Here is a 24,171-nt window from a genome sequence, read left to right as displayed (position 1 = left end):
CCTCCAGACAAACTGGTACACATAACTTTATTTTACATGAAAACAAGGTGCATGTCACGAAACATCAAAATAAAGATTTCCTATATATTGTCGACTTTATTTGTTATTTTGATTCAATTTCGTTCAAAAGGGTTGCGTGCAGCATTTTTTATATTCGATTTTGAGTTAAAAAAACATTTTAACGAGTTGCTTCTTCTTTTAATAGCTGTTTTAATTCTACTAACAAACGTTCAGCTCCTTCAGGGCTTAGCATCACTTTACCATTTCCATAGCTTTTGTTGTATTTCGTTACTTGTCCAGTTAACAGGCAGCTCTTATCTGCATCATATTTTTTCAGCATGATGGTTTGATCTTCTATGAAAATTTCTAAAAGCTGCTCTTCTTTGATATTGAGTACCTTTCGCATTTCTGAAGGCAGCACAATTCTGCCAAGAGAATCAATGTGTCTGACCATCCCAGTTCTTTTCAATGACATTGCCTCCTTAAAGATGATATGATGATTCCAATCATTGACTTTTGTCAACGTTTTCATAGTAAAATAGATCTTCAAATTTTTTATCAAAGTAATGAATCATTTTGCCAATGACAAGCTGTCCTGGTTTCCGGTGACCATTTAATACCCTGCTGAGTGTGGCAGGAGAGATGCCAATGTCATCTGCGAGCTGATTTAAAGACATATCGTTTTCGATCATATACTGCATCACAAAAGCTCGCCTGATCTGAATCTTTTCGACCATCATTACAACCTCCTATAGGATCAATATGTACAGAATGTAGGACTCTCACAACACACAAATCCATTAACTTATGTCAATACTTTTGCACCTCTGCTATTTCCTTTGGTCAATGATCATACTAAAATAAGTCATATACTGAAATGTGAGGTTCGATGTCATGAATCACTTTGGTGAACAATTACGCATTTTAAGAGAAAATAGAAAAATGTCTGTCAATCAACTCGCCATGTATTCGGGTGTAAGCGCTGCTGGTATTTCTCGTATTGAAAATGGAAAGCGTGGTGTGCCCAAGCCTTTAACCATAAAAAAATTAGCACACGCCTTGAAGGTGCCTTATGAGGATTTAATGCTGCTTGCCGGTCATATAGAACAGGAAAAGGTTCATGAAATGAAACCTAAATATGAGTCCATGTTGAAAATCTATCAAACGGCGCTTCAAAAGGATGTAGAACATCTCCCCATTTTTGATGGAGACCAATGGGAAACGCTCTCTGCACAAGACATCAGCCAGCTGAATGAATACTTTCTCACGCTCATCAACCAAAAAAAGGCGAACAAATAGCGGGGTATAAACTTAAGATACATCTACCATTAACTAATGTCAATATTTTCATGGTATACTTATTGCCAATAGTCAACAAATCAAGTAAAATAGAATTACCTAATCTTTAACCATGTGAGGTTTTGAGTTGATGAACTTTGGTGCATATTTAAGAGCATTGCGTGAGGAAAAGAAGCTATCAGTGAACCAATTAGCCATGTATTCAGAGGTCAGCGCTGCCGGTATTTCTCGAATTGAAAACGGGAAACGCGGTATTCCGAAACCTCCTACGATTAAGAAACTAGCAGGTGCATTAAAGGTACCTTATGAGGAAATGATGCAGGCAGCTGGTTATATTGAAGAAGCATCTCCTGTCCCTCTGATAAAGGAAGAGGAAATGGCTTTATCCAAAATAAAAGAAGCCGCAGAGCAATATGAACTTGGTGATCTCGAAATATTTGATGGAAACATATGGTCTACCCTTTCTAAAAAAGAAATAGAGGATCTAAACCGCTATCTGCTGTTTATGTTAAACAGCCGCTCGTCAACATAAAATGTTTTGATCATTGACAAGCTTTTTGCACTGATTGATGACAGAATTACGGTATAATGGGTTCAGATTGGAGTGAAGAAAGATGAATCAATCTGACATGTGCCCGCGGTTTGAAAAAGCAGTTGAGTTATTAAGTAAACGCTGGGTTGCACTGATTGTTTTTCAGCTTCTCTCAGGTCAGCAGCGCTTTAGTGAAATTGAGGCGGCTCTGACAAATTTAAGCGGAAGAGTATTATCTGAGAGATTAAAAGAGCTGGAAGCAGCAGGCATTGTAAAACGGGAGGTTTTTGCTGAAACACCCGTACGCATTGAGTATTCTTTAACTGATATGGGGCGTTCACTTGCACCCGTTTTTGAGGAAATTTCGAAGTGGTCCACTGAATGGATCACACTTGAATCATAAAATTTCTCCATGTGAGCCGCCTGATGATCATAAAACAACCTCCCTTACAGATGTAAGGGAGGTTAGACTGTTGACAAAGGGCTAAAATGATCTTCATTTTAGCCCTTTGTCTTCTTTTTTCAGCGTGATAGAAAACCTTTGCAGTCTAGGAAGGACGAGTACCGGAGCGGAGCGAATTTGACATTCGTGAGCACCGGCACGCAGACCTGACACCGAATGCGAGGGTTTGTCTACACGCTGACCTCCCTTACAGATGTAAGGGAGGTTTTGTCTATTCAGCCGCTTAAGCAGATGTGATGTTTTTTTCAGCTAACGCTTTTCTCTCTTTTTTCTTGTTTGTTGGGCTTAAATAGCGTTCAAGCCAGCCCATGACAAGGTCGGCAATGATGGCCATGAGCGCAGTTGGAATAGCGCCTGCTAAAATGATGGCTGTTCCGTTTGTCGCATTTGATCCTCTGATGATGATATCACCAAGTCCTCCCGCACCAACGAATGTCCCAATCGCTGTAATGCCGATTGCGATGACCAGTGCGGTTCTTAAACCAGCCATAATCACCGATAAAGCAAGCGGTAATTCAACCATTCTCAGCACTTGCCATTTCGTCATGCCCATTGCTTTACCCGATTCTAAATAGGCGTGTTCAATGCTGACAATTCCAGTGTATGTGTTTCGGATGATAGGCAGAAGCGAATATAGAAAGAGTGATAGGATCACTGTATTTGCGCCAAGTCCTAATACAAGCATCAACACTGAAAGCATCGCTAACGCTGGTATGGTTTGAATGACATTTGTAATGGCGAACACCCAATTGCTCAGCTTGCGATAATGTGCCACAAAGATGCCTACTGGAATTCCGACAATTGCCGCAAACAACACCCCATACGCTGACATGAGAAAATGCCGATAAAATTCTTCTAACACATATGAACCGTTCTGCTGATAATACGTCCATAATTGCTGCAGTGTGTCCATCAGCCCTGACACCTCCCAATCTTACTCAAAGTAATTGTGTTTTTTCAGGAAATTCTTCGCAACGGTCGCTGGTTCTTGAAGCTCACCGTCGACTTGATAGTTAAGCTCTTGCATTTGTTCTGTACCGATTTTTCCAATCAGCCTGTTGATCACCTTGTCCAGGCCTGGATTTTCTTTTAATACCTTCTCTGGAACAACTGGCGATGCATCATATGGCGGAAAGAATTGTTTATCATCTTTTAAGATTTTGAGATTATAGGCTTTGATCCGGCCATCTGTTGAATAGGCAAGTACAATATCCATTTTTTCATTTTTCAATGCATCATAGACTAAACCAATCTGCATCGGAAAGGTGTTTCCAAATTCGATCCCGTATGTTTTCACAAACCCTTCATAACCGTCGCCTTTCTTTTTGAGCCAAATATTATCGACACCGAAACGGTAATTCTTCGCATTCTTTTTCAAATCAGAGACCGTTTCTACGTTGTTTTCCTTTGCCATCTTTTGCGTCACAGCAAAGGCATACGTATTATCAAATCCATAGGAATCAAACCATTTGTAATCGTAGCGTTTTTTAAATTCTTTTTGAACAATTTCCATCGCACGCTTCGGATCTTTTTCCGCGTCCATTCCGAGCGTACTGGTCAAATCCGTGCCTGTATATCTTGTCGCAGAAATATCAACATCTCCGTTTTCCATCGCTTTCTGCTGCACAGTGTTGGAGCCTAGATTTTTCACAATGGTCGTTTTTTTATCTGTGTAATGTTCAATGATATCCCCAACCATATAGGCCATAATTTCTGATTCGGTAAAGTTTTGTGCGCCAATTCGCAGTGTATTGCCTGAGGAGCCGGCTAGTCCAGGAAGTGAACAGCCACTAATCAATAGCAAGCATCCGGCAAGCAGTGCACTGATCCATTTTGTTTTTCGATTCTTCACATGTGCCAACTCCTTATGAAACTTCCTTCAATCCTTTTAAGCCTTCTGGTGTTACTTTTTTCTCAAGCCTCATCAATGTAAAATCGATGATGACCGCTAAAATGGTGACTGGGATGGCACCAGCAATAATGTATTCCGGCTGGTATAATTGGAGTCCAATTAAAATATAGTCACCAAGACCGCCTCCACCGATAAACGCAGCAAGTGTTGTCCAGCCAATTAAATAAATCGTTGACGTCCTGACACCCGCCATAATAATCGGCACGGCTAGCGGGAGTTCAACAAGACGAATTTGTTCCCATGTCGTCATGCCGATCCCTTTACCAGATTCAAGCAAGTTTTTGTTCACACCTTGAACTCCGGCATACGTATTTCTTAAAATAGGCAAAACGGAATAGAAAAATAGAGCAACGATCGCAGGTATTTTCCCAACCCCCAAAATAGGAATAAAAAATGCAAGAATCGCTAAACTAGGGAGTGTTTGAAAGATATTCACGACACCGATGACAAAACCTGCGCCTTTTTTCATTCGTGTGAGTATCACGCCTAAAGGAACGGCGACAATAATGCCTAGCACAACGGCAATTAAAGAAATATATAAATGCTCCCACATTTTTGTGAGGAGTTCCCCACCATTTTTCTCTAGAAAATCGATGATTTGATCCATGTGTACACCTCCTTAGTTCATTTCAGTGACAGCCGGTGTATCTTCTCCCCAGATGGAGTCGTACACAACATCAACAAGACTTGCACGTGTCACAATGCCTTTTAAATGCCCCTCTGCATCCACAACCGGTACATATTTAATACCGCGTATTAAAATTTTCCGGACGGTGTCTCTTAGAAGTGCGCCTTCTTGTACTGTATAGAACTCTGTATTTAAGATCTCACCAACGAAGGCTGCTTTTCTACGGTTCGCATCGATCGTTTCGATATCGATATAACCTTTTAACACATGATTTTCATCCACAACAAGCAAAGAATCGACCCGCTTTTCTCTCATGATGTAAATGGCATCAGTCAACGTTTTTTCGACTGTAATTGTCACTGGCGACGTGTTCATCATCTGTTCTACACGTTCCATGTTTGGATTTGATTGAAGCAGACGTTCTTTCCCGATGAACTCTTCTACGAACTCATTAGCAGGGTTACGCAGAATATCATCTGGCGTGCCTACTTGGACAATCTCTCCATCCTTTAAAATCACAATTCGGTCAGCGAGTTTGATCGCTTCATCCATGTCATGTGTAACGAATACGATTGTTTTATTTAATGTTTTTTGTAGTTTCTTAAATTCTTCTTGCAGTGAATCTCGTGTAATTGGATCAAGTGCACCAAATGGTTCATCCATGAGGATAAGAGGAGGTTCTGCTGCTAGTGCGCGAAGAACGCCAATTCGCTGCTGCTGTCCTCCACTTAGTTCATGCGGGTAACGTTCTAGATACTCCGGCCCCATGTCGACTAGCTTGAGCAGTTCTCGCGCCCGTTCTTTTCGCTTTTCTTCCGGCCATTTTAATAGCTTCGGAACAAGTGAAATGTTTTGCGCAATGGTCATATGGGGGAAAAGTCCAATTTGCTGAATCACATAACCAATTTCTCTTCTTAATTGGACAGCGTCCTTCTTCATAATGTTTTCTCCCTCGATCAAAATGTTTCCTGAGGAAGGTTCAATGAGTCGATTGATCATCTTCATCGTTGTCGTTTTGCCACAGCCGCTCGGTCCAATAAAACAAACAAATTCTCCTTTTGCTATTTCTAAATCAATATGTTTGACAGCTTTTTTTCCGCCTCTATACGTCTTAGATACATTCTCTAGTTTCAGCAAATGAGACACCTCCAATTAGTTGGGTATGTATTTTCAGAAAATTTACACCTTATTAATTATAGTGCAAACTTTGTAAAATAAAAAGTTTACGATATGTTTGTATTGCATAACATTTATTAAAAATTTTCAGTTAACGGGCTGATATGTATAGATCCCTCCTTTTTCCTTCAAATTACTAGCAAATGCTCAATATTTATTGTTTTCATTAACAAACAAGTATATGATATATTGTGTTACAAATTGTCAGTCATGAAGGGATGAAGCGGGGAGTGGACAAGCTAGCGTTAGGCGCCATTCAAAAAGCACAGGATCATTATATTGAAAAAGCTGCCGAGAACATGAATGCCTTTGGTCTTTCTTCTACAGTGGGTAGAGTGCTTGGTATCATTCACATGAACCGTAAACCAATGACGCTGGGAGAGCTCTCAGAGGAGACCGGCATGAGCAAAACGAGAATGAGTCAAGTTGTTCGAGAAATGCTCGATTTGAATATTGCGGAAAAGGTTTATGAAAAAGGAATACGTAAAGATCTGTATGACGTTGAGCAAGATCATTACCAGACATTTATTTCATTGTTTGCAGCCAATTGGTCACGAGTGGTCAGCAAAAATCGCAAGGCACATAAGAAAACGTGCAAGGAATTGCTGGAGCTGCTTGAACAGGAAGACTTGCCAGAAGAGATAGAGGATAAAATCAATCTGCTTCTTTCAGAAATTAAAGAAAGTCTTGATTACTATGACTGGATTAGCCGCTTAATTGAATTCTTCGAAAGTGAAGAAGTGTTTAAGCATGTACCAAAACCTTAAAAAAAGCTGTTTTATTTTACATCATTGTAGAAAAAAACAGCTTTTTTATATACACTTATGACATAAACATTGGGAACATCCCTTTTAAGCCTGCGCCAATCATCTCTACTGCCACGACAGCAAGAATCAATCCCATCAATCGAGTCACAACATTCATCTCTGTTTTCCCCATTTTTCGCATAATGAAACTTGAATAATGAAATGCATAATACGTCATGGCAAGAACGATCACAATACCAAAAAGGATCGCAAGTATATGAAACCCTGCCTCACTTCCTGGGGTTAAACTCATCACTGTGGCGATTGTACCGGGGCCTGCAATGATTGGGATCGCCAGCGGGGTAACGGAGACATCTGCCTTCTCTATGCTTTCTGCCTTTTCGTCCGAATGAGGGTTTTGGACATGTGACTCTTTTGCATTCAGTAAATTATAAGCGATACCAAAAATAAAAATACCTCCAGCGATGCGGAGTGCATGAATATCGATCCCAAACAACTTGAAAATGAGCCTGCCTGCCAGTAGAAAGGCAACCAAAATAATAAATGATACAACAATGGCTTTTTTGGCCGTCTGAGAGCGTTCTTTCTCTGTATAGCCTTCTGTTAAGGTGATAAAAAGAGGCACGTTTCCAATTGGGTTCGACACAGCAAATAGTGACACAACGACATGAATCATAAAGGAAATCAACAGACACCCTCCTTTTTTCATAGTGTCTGCCAAACTGATGTGAATATTCTCTCGATATGTTAAAACCTGTTTGGATCTAACCGATGTTAATAGAGGTTTAGAGAAAGGGGAATACCACATGAAGAAAACAATCACCATCCTCCTTCTGTCTGTCGCTATTTTAGGCGCAGCTGGCTGGATTGTTTGGCAGGAGCATACAATCACCGCAGCAGCGGAAACACATCAGCAAGAAACCAAAACGAACGATCAGCAGCTGGTGAAGTTAAAGTCAGAAGGAACGGATATGAAGCATGAAATCGATGATCAAAAAAAGAAATTGTCCACAGTCACAAAAAAGCTGAAGGAAAAACAGAAGGCCTATCAAAAAGAAGTCAAACAGCGTAAAGCTCTTGAGGTGGAAATCAATCAGCTTCAAAAAGAGCTGGCAGCATCGAAAGCAACTGCTCAAACGAATAAGCAGTCAGCACAAGCTGCAAGGAAACCTGACGTCAAAAAAGACCCAAATGTCACACATCATCCTCCCTCTCAGTGGGTGCAGGATCAATACGATTGGGGGGTCAAACAAGGGTATATTAAAGAATAGAGAGGATGAAATGAAGTGATACAGATTCAGCCATTGCCTCGTCATCAATCTGTACCTATGGATCTTTTGCTATTAGCTGACCCTTCAAAGGAAAAGATTCTTGCCTATGTACAATCCGGCTCTTGTTATGTCGCCTTTCATGAACAGGACATGATCGGTATCTATGTGCTTTCATCACGATCTCAGCACACGGTTGAAATGATGAATGTCGCTGTGAAGGAGTCATGGCAAGGAAAAGGAATTGGGAAGCAGCTGATTCATCATGCCATTGCTGAAGCCAAAGCAGCCGGTTTTCACACGATTGAAATCGGCACAGGAAACTCTAGTATTCACCAGCTGGCACTTTATCAAAAATGCGGCTTTCGCCTAACATCCATTGATCATGATTTTTTCCTTAAGCATTATGATGAACCGATCTATGAAAACGGTATTCAGTGCATGGATATGGTACGGCTGTCGCTCGCTTTTCAAGCAGACTGACTTTTTGTTCAGCCTGCTTTTTTATGATCTGCGCTTTTTTACGACATGAATCACATATTGAATCAAGAAGTAGAGCACGGCGCCAGCTAGAAAGCAGACCGCGCATCCAAAGAGGGTCGCCTCTGAGCTGAATTGATACTTTTCGATTTTCATGATATAAAATGGCATGCCAAACACAGTCGGACTTGATTCAACATGATTGACCTCTAGCAGCAATAAAAATACTGGGGTCATAAACACAGCGAATACATAAAGCATCGCGAGTGTTAAGCCACTAGAAAAAGAATGAAATACTTTGATCATCTATTTCTCTCCTTTCATCTCTTTTAAGCTGGCTGTGATATTTTTCCCGTCTGGGCAGGCTGGATGCAGCATCACAGTGTTCAGTAAAGAAAAAAGCAGCAATTGATGACTCAATGGATGCTTCCACATGAAAAAAAGCACACCAGAGCAGATCACCGGAAAAAGTGGACCTGCAAGTGCCACCATCACATTGAAGCTCGGCCGGGCAAATTTTTCATGCACGATCGACACGTGCTTCCAATCGATCATCACCACATAATCAAAGAGCGGTCTTTGTTCGATTTTGTTACACACCATGACCATCAGCATATGACCGAGTTCATGAATGAGCACAACCGCTATCAAACTAATCAAAAGCTCTATCATCGCAAGATTGGCCTTTTTAACATGGCAGCATATATACAGCTGAAAAATGTAAGGGAACCAATCATATAGGCAGTTGCAAGAAGCTGTGGATCGGATGAAAGCCACTCTAATAAAAGCATATCTAAGAAACTGAACACAGCAATCATCATCAGGATCACAAACATTTTATTAAAATCATTAATTTTCACTACAAACCCTGCACATGCCGCCATGACGGTGATCAATAAAATGGACAGACTCGCCAAAACGTGACCTTCACTTTCAATACCCGTCACCAAATAAGCAAGCCCAATATACACAAAATATATGAGCAAATTGATCGCGTAATAAAATAAAATTCTCGACAATAAATAAGCGCCCTTTGATGTATTCAACATAAAGATGGCTCGATGATTCATATGATATTCCCTGCCAATCATCAGCGGAAGCATGATCAAGATCTCTTTTAACGCAAACTGCACAATAAAGGCATACAGCCAGCCAGTTTCTGCCGGAGAAAAAACAAATGGCAGCCCCACCGTCAAGCAAACAAGAAACAGAAACAAAATGCCCTGTTCTTTAAAAACAGCTGATCGGCTGAAATAAACAAATTCCTGCCGCAGATGAGTCAGAAATGAAGAATGTGTTCTGATTTTTTGGTAAGAAAACGACTTCACTTCTACTTTCAGCTGCAAAAACATCCGATTGACATAACAAGCCGATAAACCCTTCAGCCAAAGCCATCCCGCGCATAGTAAGATCAGCTCAAACACCAGATAGACAGACCGCCATACATGGATCATCTCAACCGCTTTTTGAAAAAGAAGAAACATCAAAGCACTTAGTATCACAAATCCGATCGTTTGCAGTAGCAAATGCTCTTTTGTTTTGGATATGAAGTGGCTCACACCAATTCGCATCAGCATCCAAGAAACGAGCACATACAGCGCCATTACACAGCAAGTGACACATACAACAATGATCCAATACATAGAGAGTGTAACACCGCTAATGAAAAGCCCTAACACGATTGGTAAAAAAAGAAGGCCAAGGATAATGAAGCAAAACAGCACCGGAAAGAAATATACACACAGGACAAATGACACACTTTGAATTGCACTATTTAGAAAGAAAAATTGGTATTCCTGACGCTTCATTTTATTACGGGAAAAGACAATTCCTGCACACAAAAGCAAGAGTGACATTTTGATAAACTGGAGGTATAAAGCAGTTGGCTCGCTATCCTCTGTCTGCATGAAAAAGCGCAGGCTCATGACGACGTACATAGCATACATCAGCAAGAAAAAAGCAGCTGCTGCGAGAAGCTGCAAAGGATATTTTTTGCCGAGCTGCTTTACTTTCGTAGTCAGCATACCCCATTCTATTTTATGAAGAACGCGTTGAGTCCAAATCATTGAGCAACCTCTCCACCTGCATATAGTAATCACGATTCACTTCTTTGTATATCTCCTCAAGTGCCTGATGAGGAAATGTCTGTCTTGCTTCTTGACGAGACATATCCAGTTTTATGTCACCGTTTCTTAAGATCATGAGGTGATCATACAATGTCTCACCAAAGCTCAAATGATGGGTTGAAATGAGGATACCGGCACCTTGATCTCTCAGCTTCATGAGCACCTTTCTTAAGATGATCATCATATCTGGATCAAGTCCATTCGTTGGCTCGTCGAACACATAATAATCACAAGGCCTGAGGAGCTGTGAAATGATCTGAGTTTTCTTTTGATTGCCATGAGACAGCTGAGCAATTGGCTGATCCATATACGGACTCAGCTCAAAAAGATCGATGAATGTCTCGTCTCGCGCGACATCTTGCTTATTTGGCAGCTGAAGTAAATGAAAATATTCTCTCGGCGTTAAATAATCGAACAAAGCATGGTCGTCTGGAATATAGGAAACATGTTCTTTCAAAAGGGATATGTGAGCTGAGGATTGGAAGTTGAGCTGTTCACCATTTAAGGATACGTGCCCTGTAAATGGCGTCAGCCCAAACATGGATTGGATCATCGTTGTCTTTCCTGCACCATTATGCCCTAAAAGAAGCATCATGCGTCCTTTCTCCACATTCATCTGAATATTGCGGAGAGAGAAGGTGCGGCTATACGTTTTTTCTTTTAATTGTAATGTCAGCATCATGTCCCTCCGTTTGTTTCAAATAGAACAGATGACTTTGCATCTGTTCTCATCACCTATTTAGAAACCGCATTGGATTTTAATGTACATGCCTAAAAACTTAAACTCTCCTAAAAATTTAGAGCCTTTCCCAAATGTTTTGCATGCCCAAATCAATGCTGCAACTGTCACAATGCCTAAAATAGCGGCAAGGACATAAATCCAAAATGCATTTTTCTGTACGTTCTTAGAAGTCAGAATTCGTTGCTTCCTTTCATCATAGGCCGCCAATAGATGAAGTACATACATATACAGCCCTACTGGAAAACGAAGGCTAAAAGGATTCAGCATCTCATCACCCCCTAATATATGTAAAATGATACCACCACCCTACAGAAAGCATAAGTTCATTTCAGCTCATATTTTTAGTAGAGTTTTCATGATTTAGTGCTTATAAAATGGTGTGCTGGTGGCTTATCCCCTGACTGAAGGATGAGTTTTTACAGAAATAGGATGTGACTAATGAAACAGCTGACACATCTCAGTCAACACAAAAAAACGCTGCGCCCGCTCTCATAAAAGAGCGGTACGCAGCGCATTGCTGACATTACTTATTCAAGTTATAGAAAGTTGCAATGCCGTGGTATTGTGCTGTTTCAGCCAATTGATCTTCGATGCGAAGTAATTGGTTGTATTTCGCCACACGGTCCGTACGAGACGGAGCACCTGTTTTGATTTGTCCAGCGTTTGTTGCAACTGCGATGTCCGCAATTGTGCTGTCTTCTGTTTCACCAGAACGGTGAGAGATGACAGCTGTGTATCCTGCACGTTTTGCCATTTCGATTGCATCAAATGTTTCAGTCAATGTACCGATTTGGTTTACTTTGATCAGGATTGAGTTACCGACACCATTTTTGATACCTTCAGAAAGTTTCTTCGTATTTGTTACGAATAAGTCGTCTCCTACTAGCTGAACCTTGCTGCCAAGGCGCTCAGTTAATAGTTTATGACCTTCCCAGTCGTTTTCATCAAGGCCGTCTTCGATTGAGATGATTGGGTATTTCGATACCATATCTTCATACCAGTCAACCATTTCAGCAGATGTTTTTACAACACCTTCGCCTGATAAATGATATTTACCGTCTTCTTTGTTATAGAACTCAGAAGATGCAGCATCCATTGCAAGTTTCACTTCTTCACCTGGTTTGAAGCCAGCTTTTTCAATCGCTTCTACGATTGTTTGAAGTGCTTCTTCGTTAGAACCAAGGTTTGGAGCGAATCCACCTTCGTCACCTACAGCTGTGTTTAAGCCTTTTGCGCTTAATACAGATTTCAGGCTATGGAAGATTTGTGCGCCCATACGAAGTGCTTCACGGAAGTTCGGCGCACCTACAGGCATAATCATGAATTCTTGAATGTCTACGTTGTTATCCGCATGCTCTCCGCCATTGACGATGTTCATCATTGGCACTGGAAGCGTTTTGGAGTTGAATCCACCAAGGTATTGGTAAAGTGGAATTTGTAAGAAATCAGCAGCCGCACGTGCTACAGCGATAGATACGCCAAGAATTGCATTTGCGCCTAATTTCCCTTTGTTTTCTGTTCCATCAAGTTCGATTAACATTTTGTCAATCGCTACTTGTTCTGTTACATCAAAGCCTAAAAGCTCTGGTGCAATGATTTCGTTTACGTTGTTTACAGCTGTCAGAACACCTTTTCCAAGGTAACGGTCTTTATCTCCGTCACGTAGTTCTACTGCTTCATATTCACCAGTAGAAGCACCACTTGGAACTAATGCACGGCCAAAGCCGCCAGATTCTGTGTAAACTTCTACTTCAACTGTTGGATTACCGCGAGAGTCTAATACTTCGCGTGCATATACGTCAACAATGTATGGCATGATTATTTCGCTCCTTTTGAATCAATTTTGTTATTTTTGAATCAATGATGTTCCTGTCATCTCTTTTGGTTTTTCAAGACCAAGTAAGTCTAAAAGCGTTGGAGATAGATCAGCTAAAATGCCGCCTTCTCTAAGCGTCGCACCTTTTTTCGTTACGATGACTGGAACAGGGTTTGTCGTATGTGCAGTATGCGGTTTTCCTTCTTCGGTAATCAGCACGTCTGCGTTACCGTGGTCTGCCGTGATGATGGCATGTCCGCCTTTAGCTAGGATTGCGTCGACTACAGCTCCTAAGCACTCATCTACTGCTTCAATTGCTTTAATTGTTGGCTCGAGCATTCCTGAATGACCAACCATATCCGGGTTAGCAAAGTTCAGAATGATCGCATCATGCTTGTCGGCATTGATGTCTTCAACAAGTGCATCCTTCACTTCGTAAGCGCTCATTTCCGGCTTTAGGTCATAGGTTGCCACATTTGGTGAATTGATCAAGATGCGGTCTTCACCAGGAAATTCTTCTTCACGTCCACCACTCATAAAGAACGTGACATGAGGATATTTCTCTGTTTCAGCAATCCGCAGCTGTTTCAATCCATTTTGAGAAATCACTTCTCCTACTGTGTTATCCAAATTCACTGGTTTGAAGGCCACATAGCCATCAACTGTTTCACTGAAGTGTGTGAAGCAGACGAAGTGTAAATGCTTCGGATGTGCTTCTCCGCGGTCAAACGAGCGGAAATCTTCATTTGTGAAAGTGTTCGAAATTTGGATCGCACGGTCTGGACGGAAGTTATAGAAAATCACAGAGTCGCCGTCGTTTACTTTTGCAACAGGTTCACCATTTTCTCTTGTTATGACAGATGGAATAACGAATTCATCGTAGATTCCATTTTCATATGAGTCATCAACGACATCATAAATGTTTTGATAACTTGGGCCTTCACCATACGCCATCGCGCGATACGCTTTTTCCACACGATCCCAGCGTTTGTCACGGTCCATTGAGTAGTAGCGTCCAGAAAGTGTTGCAATTTCACCGACACCAATTTCTTTAATTTGTTCTTCAAGCTGTTTTAAGTACACTTTGGCTGTCTTCTGACCAACATCACGTCCGTCCAAGAAGCCATGAATGTATACTTTTGTTAAACCTTCTTTTTTCGCTAGTTTCAGCAGGGCAAATAGATGCTGGATGTGACTGTGCACTCCGCCATCTGACAATAGACCAAATAAATGAAGGGCCTTGTCATTCTCTTTTGCATATGTCATTGCCTCTATGAACGTTTCGTTTTTCTCAAATTCCCCATCACGAATGGCAACATTCACTCTTGTTAAGCTTTGATACACAATGCGTCCTGCACCGATGTTCAAATGCCCAACTTCAGAGTTTCCCATTTGACCTTGCGGGAGACCCACTGCCTCACCTGATGCCGTTAAGGTTTGATGCGGGAATTCGTTCCAGTAGCGGTCAAAGTTCGGTTTCTTTGCTTGTGCAACAGCGTTTCCCACTGTTTCGCCTCTTAAACCGAACCCGTCTAAGATGATTAATGCAGCTGGTTTCTTACTCATATTGACCTTCCTCCAATAATTGAACGAAAGACTGAGGTTCTAGGCTTGCGCCACCAACCAAAGCACCGTCAATATCGGATTCTGCCATATATTCTTTAATGTTCGCCGGCTTCACGCTTCCGCCATATTGAATGCGAAGGCTGTCTGCCGCTTCTTGACCAAATTCGCTTGCAACGGTTTGGCGGATGTGTGCACAAACATCGTTTGCATCTTTCGCTGTAGAAGATTTCCCTGTACCGATGGCCCAAATTGGCTCATACGCAATCACAGATTCAGCCACTTGCTGCTTCGTTAAACCAGCTAGTGCTTTCTTCACTTGATCAGCGACAAGTTCATTTGTTTTGCCTGCTTCACGCTCTTCAAGCGTTTCACCTACACAGATAATTGGAACAATGCCATGCTTAAATGCTGCATGTGCTTTTTTGTTCACTGTTTCATCTGTTTCAGCGAAGAATTCGCGGCGCTCTGAATGTCCAATCACTGAGTAGCCGATGCCAAGATCTTTTAGAGCAGCAGGGCTGATTTCACCAGTGAATGCACCATTTTCTTCAAAGTGCATATTTTGCGCACCAATCTTAAGGTCTGTTCCGTTTGAAAGGCTGTTTAGCTTTTCTAGGAAAAGTGCTGGCGCACAGACAATGGATTCCACTTTGTCAGGAGATGGAATAGATGACTTGACTTCTTCAACGAAGCTAACCGCTTCGCCAAGTGTTTTGTTCATTTTCCAGTTCCCAGCTATAATTGGTTTTCTCATGATTGACACTTCCTTATAGCAGTTTTGTCTTATTTATCGTTTAATGCAGTAACACCTGGAAGCTCTTTGCCTTCCATGAACTCAAGTGAAGCGCCGCCGCCTGTCGAAATATGGCTCATCTGATCGGCAAGACCAAATTTCTCAACAGCTGCTGCTGAGTCTCCACCGCCAATGACAGAATATGTATCTTTTGCTTCTGCCAGTGCTTCTGCGATTGCTTTTGTTCCTTTGGCGAATGCATCGATTTCAAATACACCCATTGGTCCGTTCCAAACAACAAGTTTGCTGTTTTTAATAACATCAGCGTACTTCTCTCTTGTCTCTGTTCCAATATCAAGTGCTTCTAGATCACTTGGAATTTCAGAGATTGGCACAATGCTTGTATTCGCATCATTTGAAAAGTCGTCGGCTACCAGAACATCTGTTGGAATCAGGAAGTTCACGCCTTTTTCTTTTGCACGGTCCATAAAGGATTTCGCTAAATCGACTTTATCTTCTTCTAATAAAGATTTTCCTACTTCGTGGCCTAGTGCTTTCACAAATGTGTAAGCAAGTCCGCCGCCGATGATGAGGTTGTCCACTTTATCAAGAAGACTTTCAATCACACCGATTTTATCCTTTACTTTTGCGCCACCAATAATCGCTGTAAATGGGCGATCAGGGTTTGAAATGGCTTTTCCTAGAACCTCAAGCTCTTTTTGCATGAGGAAGCCCGAAACAGCCGGAAGATATGCTGCAATACCAGCAGTGGATGCATGTGCACGGTGTGCAGCACCGAACGCATCATTGACATACACATCGGCTAAATCAGCAAATGCTTTTGATAGTTCAGGATCGTTCTTTTCTTCACCAGGATAGAAACGAACGTTTTCAAGCACTAGCACATCTCCTTCTTTTAAGTCAGAGATTTGCTTTTTCACGTTGTCGCCGTAAGCTTCATCCGCTTTTTTCACTTCTTGTCCAAGAAGCTCTTGCAGACGCTTAGCCACAGGTGTCAGACGCAGTTCTTCAGTAACTTGACCCTTCGGACGACCCAAATGACTAGCTAGCAGTACCTTTGCGCCTTGTCCTGTTAAATACTCAATCGTTGGTAATGCTGCGCGAATACGAGTATCATCCGTCACTTTTCCGTCTTTCATTGGAACGTTAAAATCTACGCGGCAGAACACAACTTTACCTTTTACGTCAATGTCTTTTACTGATTTTTTATTCATGCTCGTCAGGAGATCCTCCTTTATTCTGGTTTCCTTACGCATTGGACAAGTCTCTCTTTATCCTTTTCCCATTTTGCCCTCATCAAAACGAGAAATCGTGCAGAACGGATAAAAGAAGAGAAAAAGGGAAAGGGATGCTTCCCCTTCCCTTGTCCGTCTTCATTATATCGTGTCTCTAGGAAAGAACCAAGTGAGTTCCTTCAGCGTGAGAAATTAAAGACCTTGTTTTGCAATGTAAGCTGCAAGGTCAACTACGCGGTGAGAATATCCACTCTCGTTATCGTACCAAGAGATGACTTTCACCATGCTGCCTTCCATGACCATTGTAGAAAGAGCATCAATTGTAGAAGAGTTTGCATTACCATTGTAGTCACCAGATACTAATGGCTCTTCGCTGTAGCCAAGGATTCCGTTAAGTTCTCCTTCAGCTGCTTCTTTAAGTGCTGCATTTACGTCTTCAGCTGTTACATCTTGGTTTAATTCAGCCACAAGGTCAACTAAAGAAACGTTAGGTGTTGGAACACGCATTGCGCCACCGTTTAATTTGCCTTTTAGTTCAGGCAATACAAGTGAAACGGCTTTCGCAGCACCTGTAGAAGTTGGGATGATGTTTTCCGCAGCTGCACGAGCACGACGGTAGTCTTTGTGCGGAAGATCAAGAATTTGCTGGTCATTTGTGTATGAGTGAACAGTTGTCATCATACCGCGTTTAATACCAAATTTATCGTTAAGTACTTTTGCAAATGGAGCTAAGCAGTTAGTCGTACAAGATGCATTAGAGATGACATCGTGGCTAGCTGCATCGTATTTGTCTTCGTTTACACCCATAACGATTGTGATATCTTCTTCGTTAGCAGGAGCAGAGATGATGACTTTTTTAGCGCCAGCTTCTAAGTGTTTTGCAGCGTCTGCACGCTTAGTGAAGAACCCAGTAGATTCAACAACGATTTCTACGCCTTGTTTACCCCAGCTTAATTTTGCAGGGTCACGCTCAGCTGATACTTCGATTGTTTTACCGTTCACTACTAAGTTTGTACCGTCTACAGAAACCTCTGCATCTAGTTTTCCGTGAACAGAGTCATATTGTAAAAGGTGTGCAAGCATGTTAGCGTCTGTTAGATCGTTAACCGCTACTACCTCAACTTCAGGATTGTTTAATGCTGCACGAAATACGTTACGTCCAATACGTCCAAATCCGTTAATACCGACTTTTACTGCCATGATGTTTCCTCCTTTTATAGGTCACAATGTTTTATATTGAGGGATCAATTGACTCCCTTAATAACTCTTTTGCGGCTCCTTCGTCTGTGACGAGAACCGTTCGGCGGGGTTTTTTGAAATAAGCTTCAATGGCCCCTGCCTTTGATGATCCACCTGCAACAGCAATGATGTGTGGAATGCTTACTAAATCATCTAGCTGCATGCCGACGGAGTGCACTTTGTGGACGACCTCACCATCACGATTAAAGTAATAGCCAAAGGCCTCTGTCACTGCGTCATGCTCATCAATCTTTTTTAAATCTTCAGCTGGTGTGTTTCGTCTCATCGCCATTGTTTTTGCTTCACCGATTCCATGAATGAGCATCGTAGATGATTTAATCGTTTGAAGCACTTCTTTGACTGATGGCTCTTCAATAATCGAAGAGTAAGCACCTTCTGACAGCTGTCCTGGAACAAACAGCAGTTTGTAAGTACCGGAAGCTTTTTCAGCCATGTGGGCACAAATGGTGTTTGCCTGATTTTTCACATTTTCCCCAAGACCGCCTCTCGCAGGGACAAACATCATGTCGCGATTTTTGGCATCTGGGGTCATCATTTCGGCAACGGCTTCCATCGTCGTTCCGCCAGTGACGGCGACGATATTATTTCCTGTAAACCTTTTTTTCATACATTGGACAGCAGCTCTTCCCATTTCTTGCTTCACCCACGGGGAATCGTCACTGTCACCAGAAACGATGATCACTTCTTCTAGGCCTAACTTTCTCTTTAATGTATTTTCCAAAAAGGTTAAACCTAAAACGTCCTTCATCATTCCTTCAAGCATGTCTAGCAAAGCATGACCCTCACTCGTCAGCATCATACCGCTCGTTTTGACATCCAGCAGGTTTTGTTCTTTTAAGAACTGAACTTCAGCCCTTAAGATGCGCTCACTGAGCCCAAGACTCGTCGCAAGGCTTCTGCGGCCAATTGGTTCAGCTAACCTGATGTACTGCAAAATGTCGTAGCGTTTTTGCATAACTGTGAGAAGATCTGGCAATAATTTTTTTTGAGCTTCCAATAAACGATTCATGGCTAACGACCCTTTCTTTTCACACTGGACTCAAAACGTCCCACTGTGACAAAAAACGTCCCGCCACAGCCAAAAAAAATCAATCCCTGCTTTCTTTAATTATTTTAACAGGGTCATCTTGCATTTTCAACTCTTACAAACACATTTAGACAAAAAATAGACACATTTTCACCGATAACCTGCTTGTCATCAAGGTTCTTGCTATGCAAATATTTATTTTTCTTTTATATATAATGAATTTGTCATTAAAAAGGTGCAGGCTGATGCGTCAGCCTGCTTATGTTTTAGATATCGGCCTTTCCTCTTCGGCAAACCGTTTTGCATCTTCCTTCGGTTTGATTTTGAGATAATAAATGATGTAGCAAACGGCCATGAACGGAACACCGCAATAAAGACCAATTCGCTGATCCTCAATAAAGAATAAACTGATGAGGACGATGCCAAATGCGATAAAGCCTGCCAATGGCACAAATGGATATAACGGTGTACGAAAGACGAGATCCTTTACATCTCCGCCCGTTTTTACGAAGTGTCTTCTAAAGAAATACTGAGATAAACAAATGGACATCCAGACAACAACAAGGACCATACCAGAAATCGAAATGAGCCAGACATACACCGTTTTTGGTGCCACAACACTTGTGAGCAGAGATAGAGCGGATACGCTCATTGTCACCAATAGTGCATTGATCGGAATTTTACGCCTGGACAACTTTTTCGTAAAGGTAGGGCCTTTTCCATCTTTAGAAAGTGCCCAAAGCATACGTGATGATGCATATAATCCAGAGTTCGCTACAGATAAGACGGCTGTGATGATAATAAAATTCATGATATCTGCGGCGTATGGTATGCCGACCTTGTCCAGCACTACAACAAACGGACTGTCCACAGCACCGGCTGTCTGCCAAGGAAGAAGTGTGGCAAGAACCGCAATGGATAAGACGAAAAAGACCATCGTTCTCCAAATAATATTCCGTATGGATCGAGGCAATGTTTTTTCAGGGCTTTCACTCTCTCCTGCTGCGATCCCTACAAGCTCTGTTCCTTGAAAGGAAAAATTGACCGTGACCATGGTTAATAAAATAGCAAAAATACCATTAGGAAAAAGTCCGCCATGATCCGTCAAATGACGAAATAGAGGGGCTGGTTCTCCACCTTTCAGATCAATCATTCCGAAAATTGCGCCAATTCCAATGATAATGAACAATAAGATGGCAGCGACCTTGATGGCCGAAAACCAAAACTCCGTTTCAGCGAAGCTGCGTGCTGAGATGGCATTAATGGCAAATAAAATCACACTAAATGCAAGACACCAAAGCCAAACAGGGATATCTGGGAACCACCTTTGGAGTAAAATACCTGCCGACGTAAACTCAAGTCCAATCGTACACGCCCAGCTAAACCAATAAAGCCAGCCGATCATAAAGCCTGTGGACGGACCAATATATTTGGTCGCATACTCTTGAAAGGAACCGGCTGTCGGCATTGCCACTGCTAATTCACCAAGACACAGCATCACCAAATACATTAACAGTCCGCCAATGATAAACGAAAGAATGGCTCCCCCGGGCCCTGCCTGGTGGATAATGAGTCCTGACCCAAGGAAAAGACCTGTACCGATGACGCCGCCTAAGGCAATCATAAAGAGATGTCTGCTTTTCATGGAACGCTCTAGTTCATTATGCTGATCTTGCTTCAAATCCGCTTCCCCACTTTCACTCTTCTATTCATCATCCTTTGACAAAATTCGCCGCTCGTTGAAAGAGAAAGGGAGAATGTGTAGGCTTCTCCCTTTTACATTTATGCTTGAAACAATGCTTCAATATGACCGATCGCCCAGTCTAAATCTTCTTTTGAAATGGTAAGCGGCGGTGCAAAACGGATCACTGTCTCATGGGTTTCTTTGCATAACAGTCCTGCTTGTTTGAGCTTCTCACAATAGGGTCTAGCTGCCTCTGTCAGCTCCATGCCAATAAATAGTCCGCGTCCGCGTACTTCCCTAATGACAGGGCTTTGAATACGTGACAGTTTGTCTTTTAAGTATTGGCCAAGCTCCATGGAACGCTCTGCAAGCTTCTCGTCGATTAAGACATCCAGTGCAGCAAGCGACACCGCACACGCAAGAGGATTTCCGCCAAAGGTAGACCCATGAGACCCGGGATTAAACACGCCTAAAATATCGCGGTTTGCCACAACACATGAGATCGGAAATACTCCGCCGCCTAATGCCTTGCCGAGGATCAGCATATCAGGCTCAATTTCTTCCCAGTCGCAGGCAAACATCTTGCCTGTCCGCGCTAATCCCACTTGAATTTCATCTGCAATGAATAACACATTTTCCTTTTCACATAGCGCCTTCGCTTCTTTCAAGAAGCCCTCTGGCGGCATGACAATGCCCGCTTCTCCTTGAATCGGCTCAATGAGAAAAGCCGCTGTTTGTGGCGTAATGGCTTCACGTAACGCCTCAATATCTCCGTAAGAAATGAGCTTGATTCCCGGAAGCATCGGTCCGAAACCTCTTTGATATTCTGCTTCAGAAGAAAGAGACACAGCCGTCATCGTTCGGCCATGAAAATTTCCGACACAAGCAATGATTTCCGCACGATTTTCTTCGATTCCTTTGATGTCATATCCCCAGCGTCTCGCTGCTTTTACAGCCGTCTCCACAGCCTCCGCTCCTGTATTCATCGGCAATGCCATGTCTTTATTTGCCAGTTTACAAATTTTCTCATACCAAGGACCAAGCTGATCATTATGAAAAGCCCTCGAGGTGAGCGTCACGCGGTCTGCCTGTTTTTTGAGCGCATCAATAATGCGGGGATGGCGATGTCCCTGGTTCACTGCGGAATACGCACTCAGCATATCCATGTATCGATTGCCTTCAGGGTCAGTCACCCATACTCCCTCAGCCTCTGAAATCACAATTGGCAGTGGATGATAATTCGCAGCACCGTATTGCTCTGTTTGTTGAATCAATTCATTTGTCTGTGTCATTGTATAATCCTCCTTCTATAAGCTTGCTTCTTTTCACTCGGTCCATCTTCACTTATATGTTATGCAAGGATCGTGCCAACTTTCTGATCGCTTCATCACTAGGTTTGAGCAGATTTTTCACGCAAAATATTTTTGCATATGCCAATTTTTTAGAGGAAACCGCAAAATTTTTCATGTAATATGGTGTTAAGGTCTGGAGGTGGCGCAAGTGAAAAAAGATCATCATGCCGCAAAGCTGGAAAATGAGATTGATTTGTATAAACAAATGCTCGATCTAATTGATGTCGGGGTCCACGCCATTGACGAGAATGGCAATACTGTTGTTTATAATAAAAAAATGATGGAAATTGAATCTTTGAAACGCTCTGATGTTCTCCATAAAAATGTACTCGACTTCTTCGCCTTTCAAGACGAAATGCACAGTACGCTTGTCCAAGCGCTCCGTAACGGAAAACATACCGTTCATGCTAAACAGACGTATCATAATTACAACGGAAAAGAAATCACAACGATTAACCATACCTATCCGCTCGTTCGAGACGGTCTCATTCAAGGCGCGGTTGAAATTTCGAATGATGTGACCAAGCTGGAACGGCTGATTCACCACAATATGAAGCAAAAAGGTAACACACGCTTTACATTTGATTCAATCATTGGAAAAAGCCCGGCATTTTTAGAAGTGATTGAGCATGCCAAACGAGCTACACGTACCTCTTCCTATGTGCTCATTGTTGGCGAAACAGGGACAGGAAAAGAACTATTTGCTCAAAGCATCCATAACGGCAGCAGCCGTTCATCTGGACCATTTATTACCCAGAATTGTGCGGCACTGCCTGATAACCTCATTGAAAGCCTGCTTTTTGGTACGCAAAAAGGTGCTTTTACAGGTGCAACAGATCAGCCTGGTTTATTCGAACAAGCACAGGGAGGGACACTGCTTTTAGATGAGATCAACTCCTTAAACCCTCCTCTTCAGGCGAAACTACTGCGCGTATTGCAGGAAAAAAGCGTGAGAAGGTTAGGCAGCACAAAAGAAATCGCTGTTGATGTGAGAGTTATTGCTAATATGAATGAGGACCCGGTGGATGCGATCGCGGGTGGACGCATGCGAAAAGATTTATTTTATCGATTAGGCATTGTCACCTTATTTATCCCCCCACTTTCTGAGCGAAAAGAAGACATTCCTACGTTTGTCAGTCATTTTATTCAAAAATATAATGAGCTGTTTCAAATGAATGTGAAGGCGGCTGACGAAGAGGTGCTTGCCCTTTTTCAAGCCTATGATTGGCCAGGGAATGTAAGAGAGCTGGAGCATGTGATTGAGGCTGGGATGAATATGATGATGGATGAAGTATACTTAAGCTTGCATCACCTTCCCTATCATTTCAGGTTCAAGCATGGGGAAGGTCGTCCTGCTGCACAATTGCAGGCAAATCCATTGCAGAAAACAGCGGCAGCTGACACATTTGTCTACACAAGTCCAGAGCATACGACTGATTTTCAAACCCAAATGGAGCGATTTGAAAAACAATACATCGTCCATTACTTAGAAAAAATGGACGACAATATTTCACAGACTGCAAAGATTTTGGGCATGAGCAGGCAAAGTCTGCAATATCGAATGAAAAAGCTACATATTTCTCGTCAATAGTAGAGCTGTGCCCTCATTGGGCACAGCTTCAGCGTGTAGACAAACCCTCGCATTCTGTGTCAGTCCTGCGTGCCGGTGCTCACGAATGTCACATTCGCTCCACTCCAGTACTCGTCCTCTTTAGACTTCAAGGGCTTTCTATCATGCTGAAATGTTGAGACCTGATTCATTCATGCCTTTAGTAAATCATTTTTCGAGGCTTTGGCTAAGGCTAGATGGAATGTGAGGTCTGCCTCTTCACCAATTTCTTCATGCGCTTCTGCCAGCTTCATTTGTTCGAGAGCATCACGCAGGTAATGGAGGTCATCGTCAGTTCGAAGCAGCACCGCCTTTTTGACAACACACGTTTCAATGATTGACCTCACTTCAAGGAGCTGCGCTATATCATGCTGCTTCATCAAAAATGCGGAAGATAAACAAAATGAGAGCTGATCAGGATCGAACGGCTTGACACCGTGCCTTCCTCTCAACAAAAAAGAAGCACATGCCAGAA

Annotated in this window: 28 protein-coding genes; 7 read left to right on the top strand and 21 right to left on the bottom strand. The window is 42.3% G+C overall.

The window, feature by feature from the left end:
* Positions 1-178: 178 nt before the first annotated feature.
* A complete protein-coding gene (locus tag R0K30_RS08495) occupies positions 179-469 on the bottom strand; it encodes an AbrB/MazE/SpoVT family DNA-binding domain-containing protein (protein WP_003213714.1) in 291 nt (96 codons plus the stop codon).
* Between the two features lie 37 nt (positions 470-506).
* Entirely contained in the window at positions 507-740 is a 234-nt protein-coding gene (locus R0K30_RS08490) for a helix-turn-helix domain-containing protein (protein ID WP_410610068.1), read from the bottom strand.
* Between the two features lie 154 nt (positions 741-894).
* Here R0K30_RS08490 and R0K30_RS08485 point away from each other — a divergent pair, with 154 nt between their 5' ends.
* The 3 genes from R0K30_RS08485 (at position 895) to catR (ending at position 2,234) form a co-directional block, all read left to right on the top strand.
* Positions 895-1,299: a helix-turn-helix domain-containing protein gene (locus tag R0K30_RS08485; protein ID WP_099727919.1), complete on the top strand. Its 405-nt coding sequence runs from the start codon at positions 895-897 to the stop codon at positions 1,297-1,299.
* Between the two features lie 130 nt (positions 1,300-1,429).
* Positions 1,430-1,831, top strand: coding sequence for a helix-turn-helix domain-containing protein (locus R0K30_RS08480; protein ID WP_410610065.1), 402 nt, complete (start codon positions 1,430-1,432; stop codon positions 1,829-1,831).
* Between the two features lie 82 nt (positions 1,832-1,913).
* Positions 1,914-2,234 (top strand): catDE operon transcriptional regulator CatR, encoded by a 321-nt coding sequence (catR, locus tag R0K30_RS08475; RefSeq protein WP_034316754.1) that lies wholly within the window; start codon positions 1,914-1,916, stop codon positions 2,232-2,234.
* 283 nt (positions 2,235-2,517) lie between these two features.
* On the opposite strand, the gene R0K30_RS08470 is transcribed toward catR, so the two are convergent.
* Genes R0K30_RS08470 through R0K30_RS08455 form a run of 4 tightly spaced genes read right to left on the bottom strand, consistent with a single transcriptional unit; the run spans position 2,518 to position 5,971 of the window.
* Positions 2,518-3,207 (bottom strand): ABC transporter permease, encoded by a 690-nt coding sequence (locus R0K30_RS08470; RefSeq protein ID WP_034280931.1) that lies wholly within the window; start codon positions 3,205-3,207, stop codon positions 2,518-2,520.
* Positions 3,208-3,228: 21 nt separating this feature from the next.
* Positions 3,229-4,146, bottom strand: a complete 918-nt coding sequence (locus R0K30_RS08465; RefSeq protein WP_230030732.1) for an osmoprotectant ABC transporter substrate-binding protein — start codon at positions 4,144-4,146, stop codon at positions 3,229-3,231.
* Positions 4,147-4,159: 13 nt separating this feature from the next.
* Positions 4,160-4,813 carry an ABC transporter permease gene (locus tag R0K30_RS08460; RefSeq protein ID WP_099727922.1) on the bottom strand — a complete coding sequence of 218 codons (654 nt, stop codon included), beginning with the start codon at positions 4,811-4,813 and terminating at the stop codon, positions 4,160-4,162.
* 12 nt (positions 4,814-4,825) lie between these two features.
* The gene (locus R0K30_RS08455) at positions 4,826-5,971 is read right to left on the bottom strand and encodes a betaine/proline/choline family ABC transporter ATP-binding protein (protein ID WP_099727923.1); all 1,146 of its coding nucleotides are present in this window, start codon (positions 5,969-5,971) and stop codon (positions 4,826-4,828) included.
* 269 nt (positions 5,972-6,240) lie between these two features.
* Between R0K30_RS08455 and R0K30_RS08450 the strand changes: the two genes are divergently transcribed.
* Entirely contained in the window at positions 6,241-6,777 is a 537-nt protein-coding gene (locus R0K30_RS08450) for a GbsR/MarR family transcriptional regulator (protein ID WP_099727924.1), read from the top strand.
* A gap of 55 nt (positions 6,778-6,832) precedes the next feature.
* Here the strand turns inward: R0K30_RS08450 and R0K30_RS08445 are convergent, their stop codons facing one another.
* Positions 6,833-7,465 carry a MarC family protein gene (locus tag R0K30_RS08445; RefSeq protein ID WP_099727925.1) on the bottom strand — a complete coding sequence of 211 codons (633 nt, stop codon included), beginning with the start codon at positions 7,463-7,465 and terminating at the stop codon, positions 6,833-6,835.
* Positions 7,466-7,583: 118 nt separating this feature from the next.
* Here R0K30_RS08445 and R0K30_RS08440 point away from each other — a divergent pair, with 118 nt between their 5' ends.
* On the top strand, positions 7,584-8,048 hold the full coding sequence (locus tag R0K30_RS08440) for a hypothetical protein (protein ID WP_099727926.1): 465 nt from the start codon (positions 7,584-7,586) through the stop codon (positions 8,046-8,048).
* Between the two features lie 15 nt (positions 8,049-8,063).
* A complete protein-coding gene (locus tag R0K30_RS08435) occupies positions 8,064-8,528 on the top strand; it encodes a GNAT family N-acetyltransferase (protein ID WP_099727927.1) in 465 nt (154 codons plus the stop codon).
* Between the two features lie 21 nt (positions 8,529-8,549).
* Here R0K30_RS08435 and R0K30_RS08430 read toward each other — a convergent pair whose 3' ends face one another.
* From R0K30_RS08430 to R0K30_RS08370, 13 genes are all read right to left on the bottom strand, one after another.
* Positions 8,550-8,831 carry a hypothetical protein gene (locus tag R0K30_RS08430; RefSeq protein WP_099727928.1) on the bottom strand — a complete coding sequence of 94 codons (282 nt, stop codon included), beginning with the start codon at positions 8,829-8,831 and terminating at the stop codon, positions 8,550-8,552.
* The gene (locus R0K30_RS08425; RefSeq protein ID WP_099727929.1) at positions 8,832-9,197 is read right to left on the bottom strand and encodes a hypothetical protein; all 366 of its coding nucleotides are present in this window, start codon (positions 9,195-9,197) and stop codon (positions 8,832-8,834) included.
* The gene (locus tag R0K30_RS08420; RefSeq protein WP_099727930.1) at positions 9,194-10,591 is read right to left on the bottom strand and encodes a hypothetical protein; all 1,398 of its coding nucleotides are present in this window, start codon (positions 10,589-10,591) and stop codon (positions 9,194-9,196) included. The genes R0K30_RS08425 and R0K30_RS08420 overlap by 4 nt, the downstream gene beginning before the upstream one ends.
* Entirely contained in the window at positions 10,563-11,330 is a 768-nt protein-coding gene (locus tag R0K30_RS08415; protein WP_099727931.1) for an ATP-binding cassette domain-containing protein, read from the bottom strand. Before R0K30_RS08415 ends, R0K30_RS08420 begins: the two co-directional genes overlap by 29 nt.
* 60 nt (positions 11,331-11,390) lie before the next feature.
* Positions 11,391-11,660: a hypothetical protein gene (locus R0K30_RS08410; protein WP_099727932.1), complete on the bottom strand. Its 270-nt coding sequence runs from the start codon at positions 11,658-11,660 to the stop codon at positions 11,391-11,393.
* Positions 11,661-11,916: 256 nt separating this feature from the next.
* Positions 11,917-13,209, bottom strand: a complete 1,293-nt coding sequence (eno, locus tag R0K30_RS08405) for a phosphopyruvate hydratase (protein ID WP_003212752.1) — start codon at positions 13,207-13,209, stop codon at positions 11,917-11,919.
* A 30-nt stretch (positions 13,210-13,239) separates the two neighbouring features.
* Positions 13,240-14,775, bottom strand: a complete 1,536-nt coding sequence (gene gpmI, locus R0K30_RS08400; RefSeq protein WP_099727933.1) for a 2,3-bisphosphoglycerate-independent phosphoglycerate mutase — start codon at positions 14,773-14,775, stop codon at positions 13,240-13,242.
* Positions 14,768-15,529 (bottom strand): triose-phosphate isomerase, encoded by a 762-nt coding sequence (gene tpiA, locus R0K30_RS08395; RefSeq protein WP_017359213.1) that lies wholly within the window; start codon positions 15,527-15,529, stop codon positions 14,768-14,770. Before tpiA ends, gpmI begins: the two co-directional genes overlap by 8 nt.
* Before the next feature lie 29 nt (positions 15,530-15,558).
* Positions 15,559-16,743, bottom strand: coding sequence for a phosphoglycerate kinase (locus R0K30_RS08390; protein WP_017359212.1), 1,185 nt, complete (start codon positions 16,741-16,743; stop codon positions 15,559-15,561).
* Positions 16,744-16,956: 213 nt separating this feature from the next.
* Positions 16,957-17,964, bottom strand: a complete 1,008-nt coding sequence (gap, locus tag R0K30_RS08385; protein WP_012011304.1) for a type I glyceraldehyde-3-phosphate dehydrogenase — start codon at positions 17,962-17,964, stop codon at positions 16,957-16,959.
* A gap of 31 nt (positions 17,965-17,995) precedes the next feature.
* Positions 17,996-19,033: a sugar-binding transcriptional regulator gene (locus tag R0K30_RS08380; protein ID WP_099727934.1), complete on the bottom strand. Its 1,038-nt coding sequence runs from the start codon at positions 19,031-19,033 to the stop codon at positions 17,996-17,998.
* Between the two features lie 277 nt (positions 19,034-19,310).
* Positions 19,311-20,696: an amino acid permease gene (locus tag R0K30_RS08375; RefSeq protein ID WP_249704621.1), complete on the bottom strand. Its 1,386-nt coding sequence runs from the start codon at positions 20,694-20,696 to the stop codon at positions 19,311-19,313.
* A gap of 137 nt (positions 20,697-20,833) precedes the next feature.
* On the bottom strand, positions 20,834-22,027 hold the full coding sequence (locus tag R0K30_RS08370; RefSeq protein WP_230030730.1) for an ornithine--oxo-acid transaminase: 1,194 nt from the start codon (positions 22,025-22,027) through the stop codon (positions 20,834-20,836).
* Between the two features lie 208 nt (positions 22,028-22,235).
* On the opposite strand from R0K30_RS08370, the gene R0K30_RS08365 reads away from it, so the two are divergent.
* On the top strand, positions 22,236-23,678 hold the full coding sequence (locus R0K30_RS08365) for a sigma-54 interaction domain-containing protein (RefSeq protein WP_410610053.1): 1,443 nt from the start codon (positions 22,236-22,238) through the stop codon (positions 23,676-23,678).
* 170 nt (positions 23,679-23,848) lie between these two features.
* Here R0K30_RS08365 and R0K30_RS08360 read toward each other — a convergent pair whose 3' ends face one another.
* Positions 23,849-24,151 carry a FadR/GntR family transcriptional regulator gene (locus tag R0K30_RS08360; protein ID WP_410610051.1) on the bottom strand — a complete coding sequence of 101 codons (303 nt, stop codon included), beginning with the start codon at positions 24,149-24,151 and terminating at the stop codon, positions 23,849-23,851.
* Positions 24,152-24,171 lie beyond the last annotated feature (20 nt).

Source organism: Bacillus sp. SIMBA_154 (assembly GCF_046536015.1).
GTDB classification, from domain to species: domain Bacteria; phylum Bacillota; class Bacilli; order Bacillales; family Bacillaceae; genus Bacillus; species Bacillus pumilus_P.
The sequence above is the reverse complement of the archived record's forward strand: the minus strand, read 5'-3'. Positions and strand labels throughout refer to the sequence as shown.

What these genes read in the sequence shown, in the direction of transcription:
- R0K30_RS08470 (WP_034280931.1), bottom strand. Translation starts at nt 3,207, where the DNA reads ATGGACACACTGCAGCAATTATGGACGTATTATCAGCAGAACGGTTCA.
- eno (WP_003212752.1), bottom strand. Translation starts at nt 13,209, where the DNA reads ATGCCATACATTGTTGACGTATATGCACGCGAAGTATTAGACTCTCGC.
- R0K30_RS08390 (WP_017359212.1), bottom strand. Translation starts at nt 16,743, where the DNA reads ATGAATAAAAAATCAGTAAAAGACATTGACGTAAAAGGTAAAGTTGTG.
- catR (WP_034316754.1), top strand. Translation starts at nt 1,914, where the DNA reads ATGAATCAATCTGACATGTGCCCGCGGTTTGAAAAAGCAGTTGAGTTA.
- gpmI (WP_099727933.1), bottom strand. Translation starts at nt 14,775, where the DNA reads ATGAGTAAGAAACCAGCTGCATTAATCATCTTAGACGGGTTCGGTTTA.
- R0K30_RS08490 (WP_410610068.1), bottom strand. Translation starts at nt 740, where the DNA reads ATGATGGTCGAAAAGATTCAGATCAGGCGAGCTTTTGTGATGCAGTAT.
- R0K30_RS08370 (WP_230030730.1), bottom strand. Translation starts at nt 22,027, where the DNA reads ATGACACAGACAAATGAATTGATTCAACAAACAGAGCAATACGGTGCT.
- R0K30_RS08480 (WP_410610065.1), top strand. Translation starts at nt 1,430, where the DNA reads ATGAACTTTGGTGCATATTTAAGAGCATTGCGTGAGGAAAAGAAGCTA.
- gap (WP_012011304.1), bottom strand. Translation starts at nt 17,964, where the DNA reads ATGGCAGTAAAAGTCGGTATTAACGGATTTGGACGTATTGGACGTAAC.
- R0K30_RS08430 (WP_099727928.1), bottom strand. Translation starts at nt 8,831, where the DNA reads ATGATCAAAGTATTTCATTCTTTTTCTAGTGGCTTAACACTCGCGATG.
- R0K30_RS08485 (WP_099727919.1), top strand. Translation starts at nt 895, where the DNA reads ATGAATCACTTTGGTGAACAATTACGCATTTTAAGAGAAAATAGAAAA.
- R0K30_RS08420 (WP_099727930.1), bottom strand. Translation starts at nt 10,591, where the DNA reads ATGATTTGGACTCAACGCGTTCTTCATAAAATAGAATGGGGTATGCTG.
- R0K30_RS08440 (WP_099727926.1), top strand. Translation starts at nt 7,584, where the DNA reads ATGAAGAAAACAATCACCATCCTCCTTCTGTCTGTCGCTATTTTAGGC.
- R0K30_RS08375 (WP_249704621.1), bottom strand. Translation starts at nt 20,696, where the DNA reads ATGAAAAGCAGACATCTCTTTATGATTGCCTTAGGCGGCGTCATCGGT.
- R0K30_RS08410 (WP_099727932.1), bottom strand. Translation starts at nt 11,660, where the DNA reads ATGCTGAATCCTTTTAGCCTTCGTTTTCCAGTAGGGCTGTATATGTAT.
- R0K30_RS08415 (WP_099727931.1), bottom strand. Translation starts at nt 11,330, where the DNA reads ATGCTGACATTACAATTAAAAGAAAAAACGTATAGCCGCACCTTCTCT.
- R0K30_RS08380 (WP_099727934.1), bottom strand. Translation starts at nt 19,033, where the DNA reads ATGAATCGTTTATTGGAAGCTCAAAAAAAATTATTGCCAGATCTTCTC.
- R0K30_RS08460 (WP_099727922.1), bottom strand. Translation starts at nt 4,813, where the DNA reads ATGGATCAAATCATCGATTTTCTAGAGAAAAATGGTGGGGAACTCCTC.
- tpiA (WP_017359213.1), bottom strand. Translation starts at nt 15,529, where the DNA reads ATGAGAAAACCAATTATAGCTGGGAACTGGAAAATGAACAAAACACTT.
- R0K30_RS08425 (WP_099727929.1), bottom strand. Translation starts at nt 9,197, where the DNA reads ATGATAGAGCTTTTGATTAGTTTGATAGCGGTTGTGCTCATTCATGAA.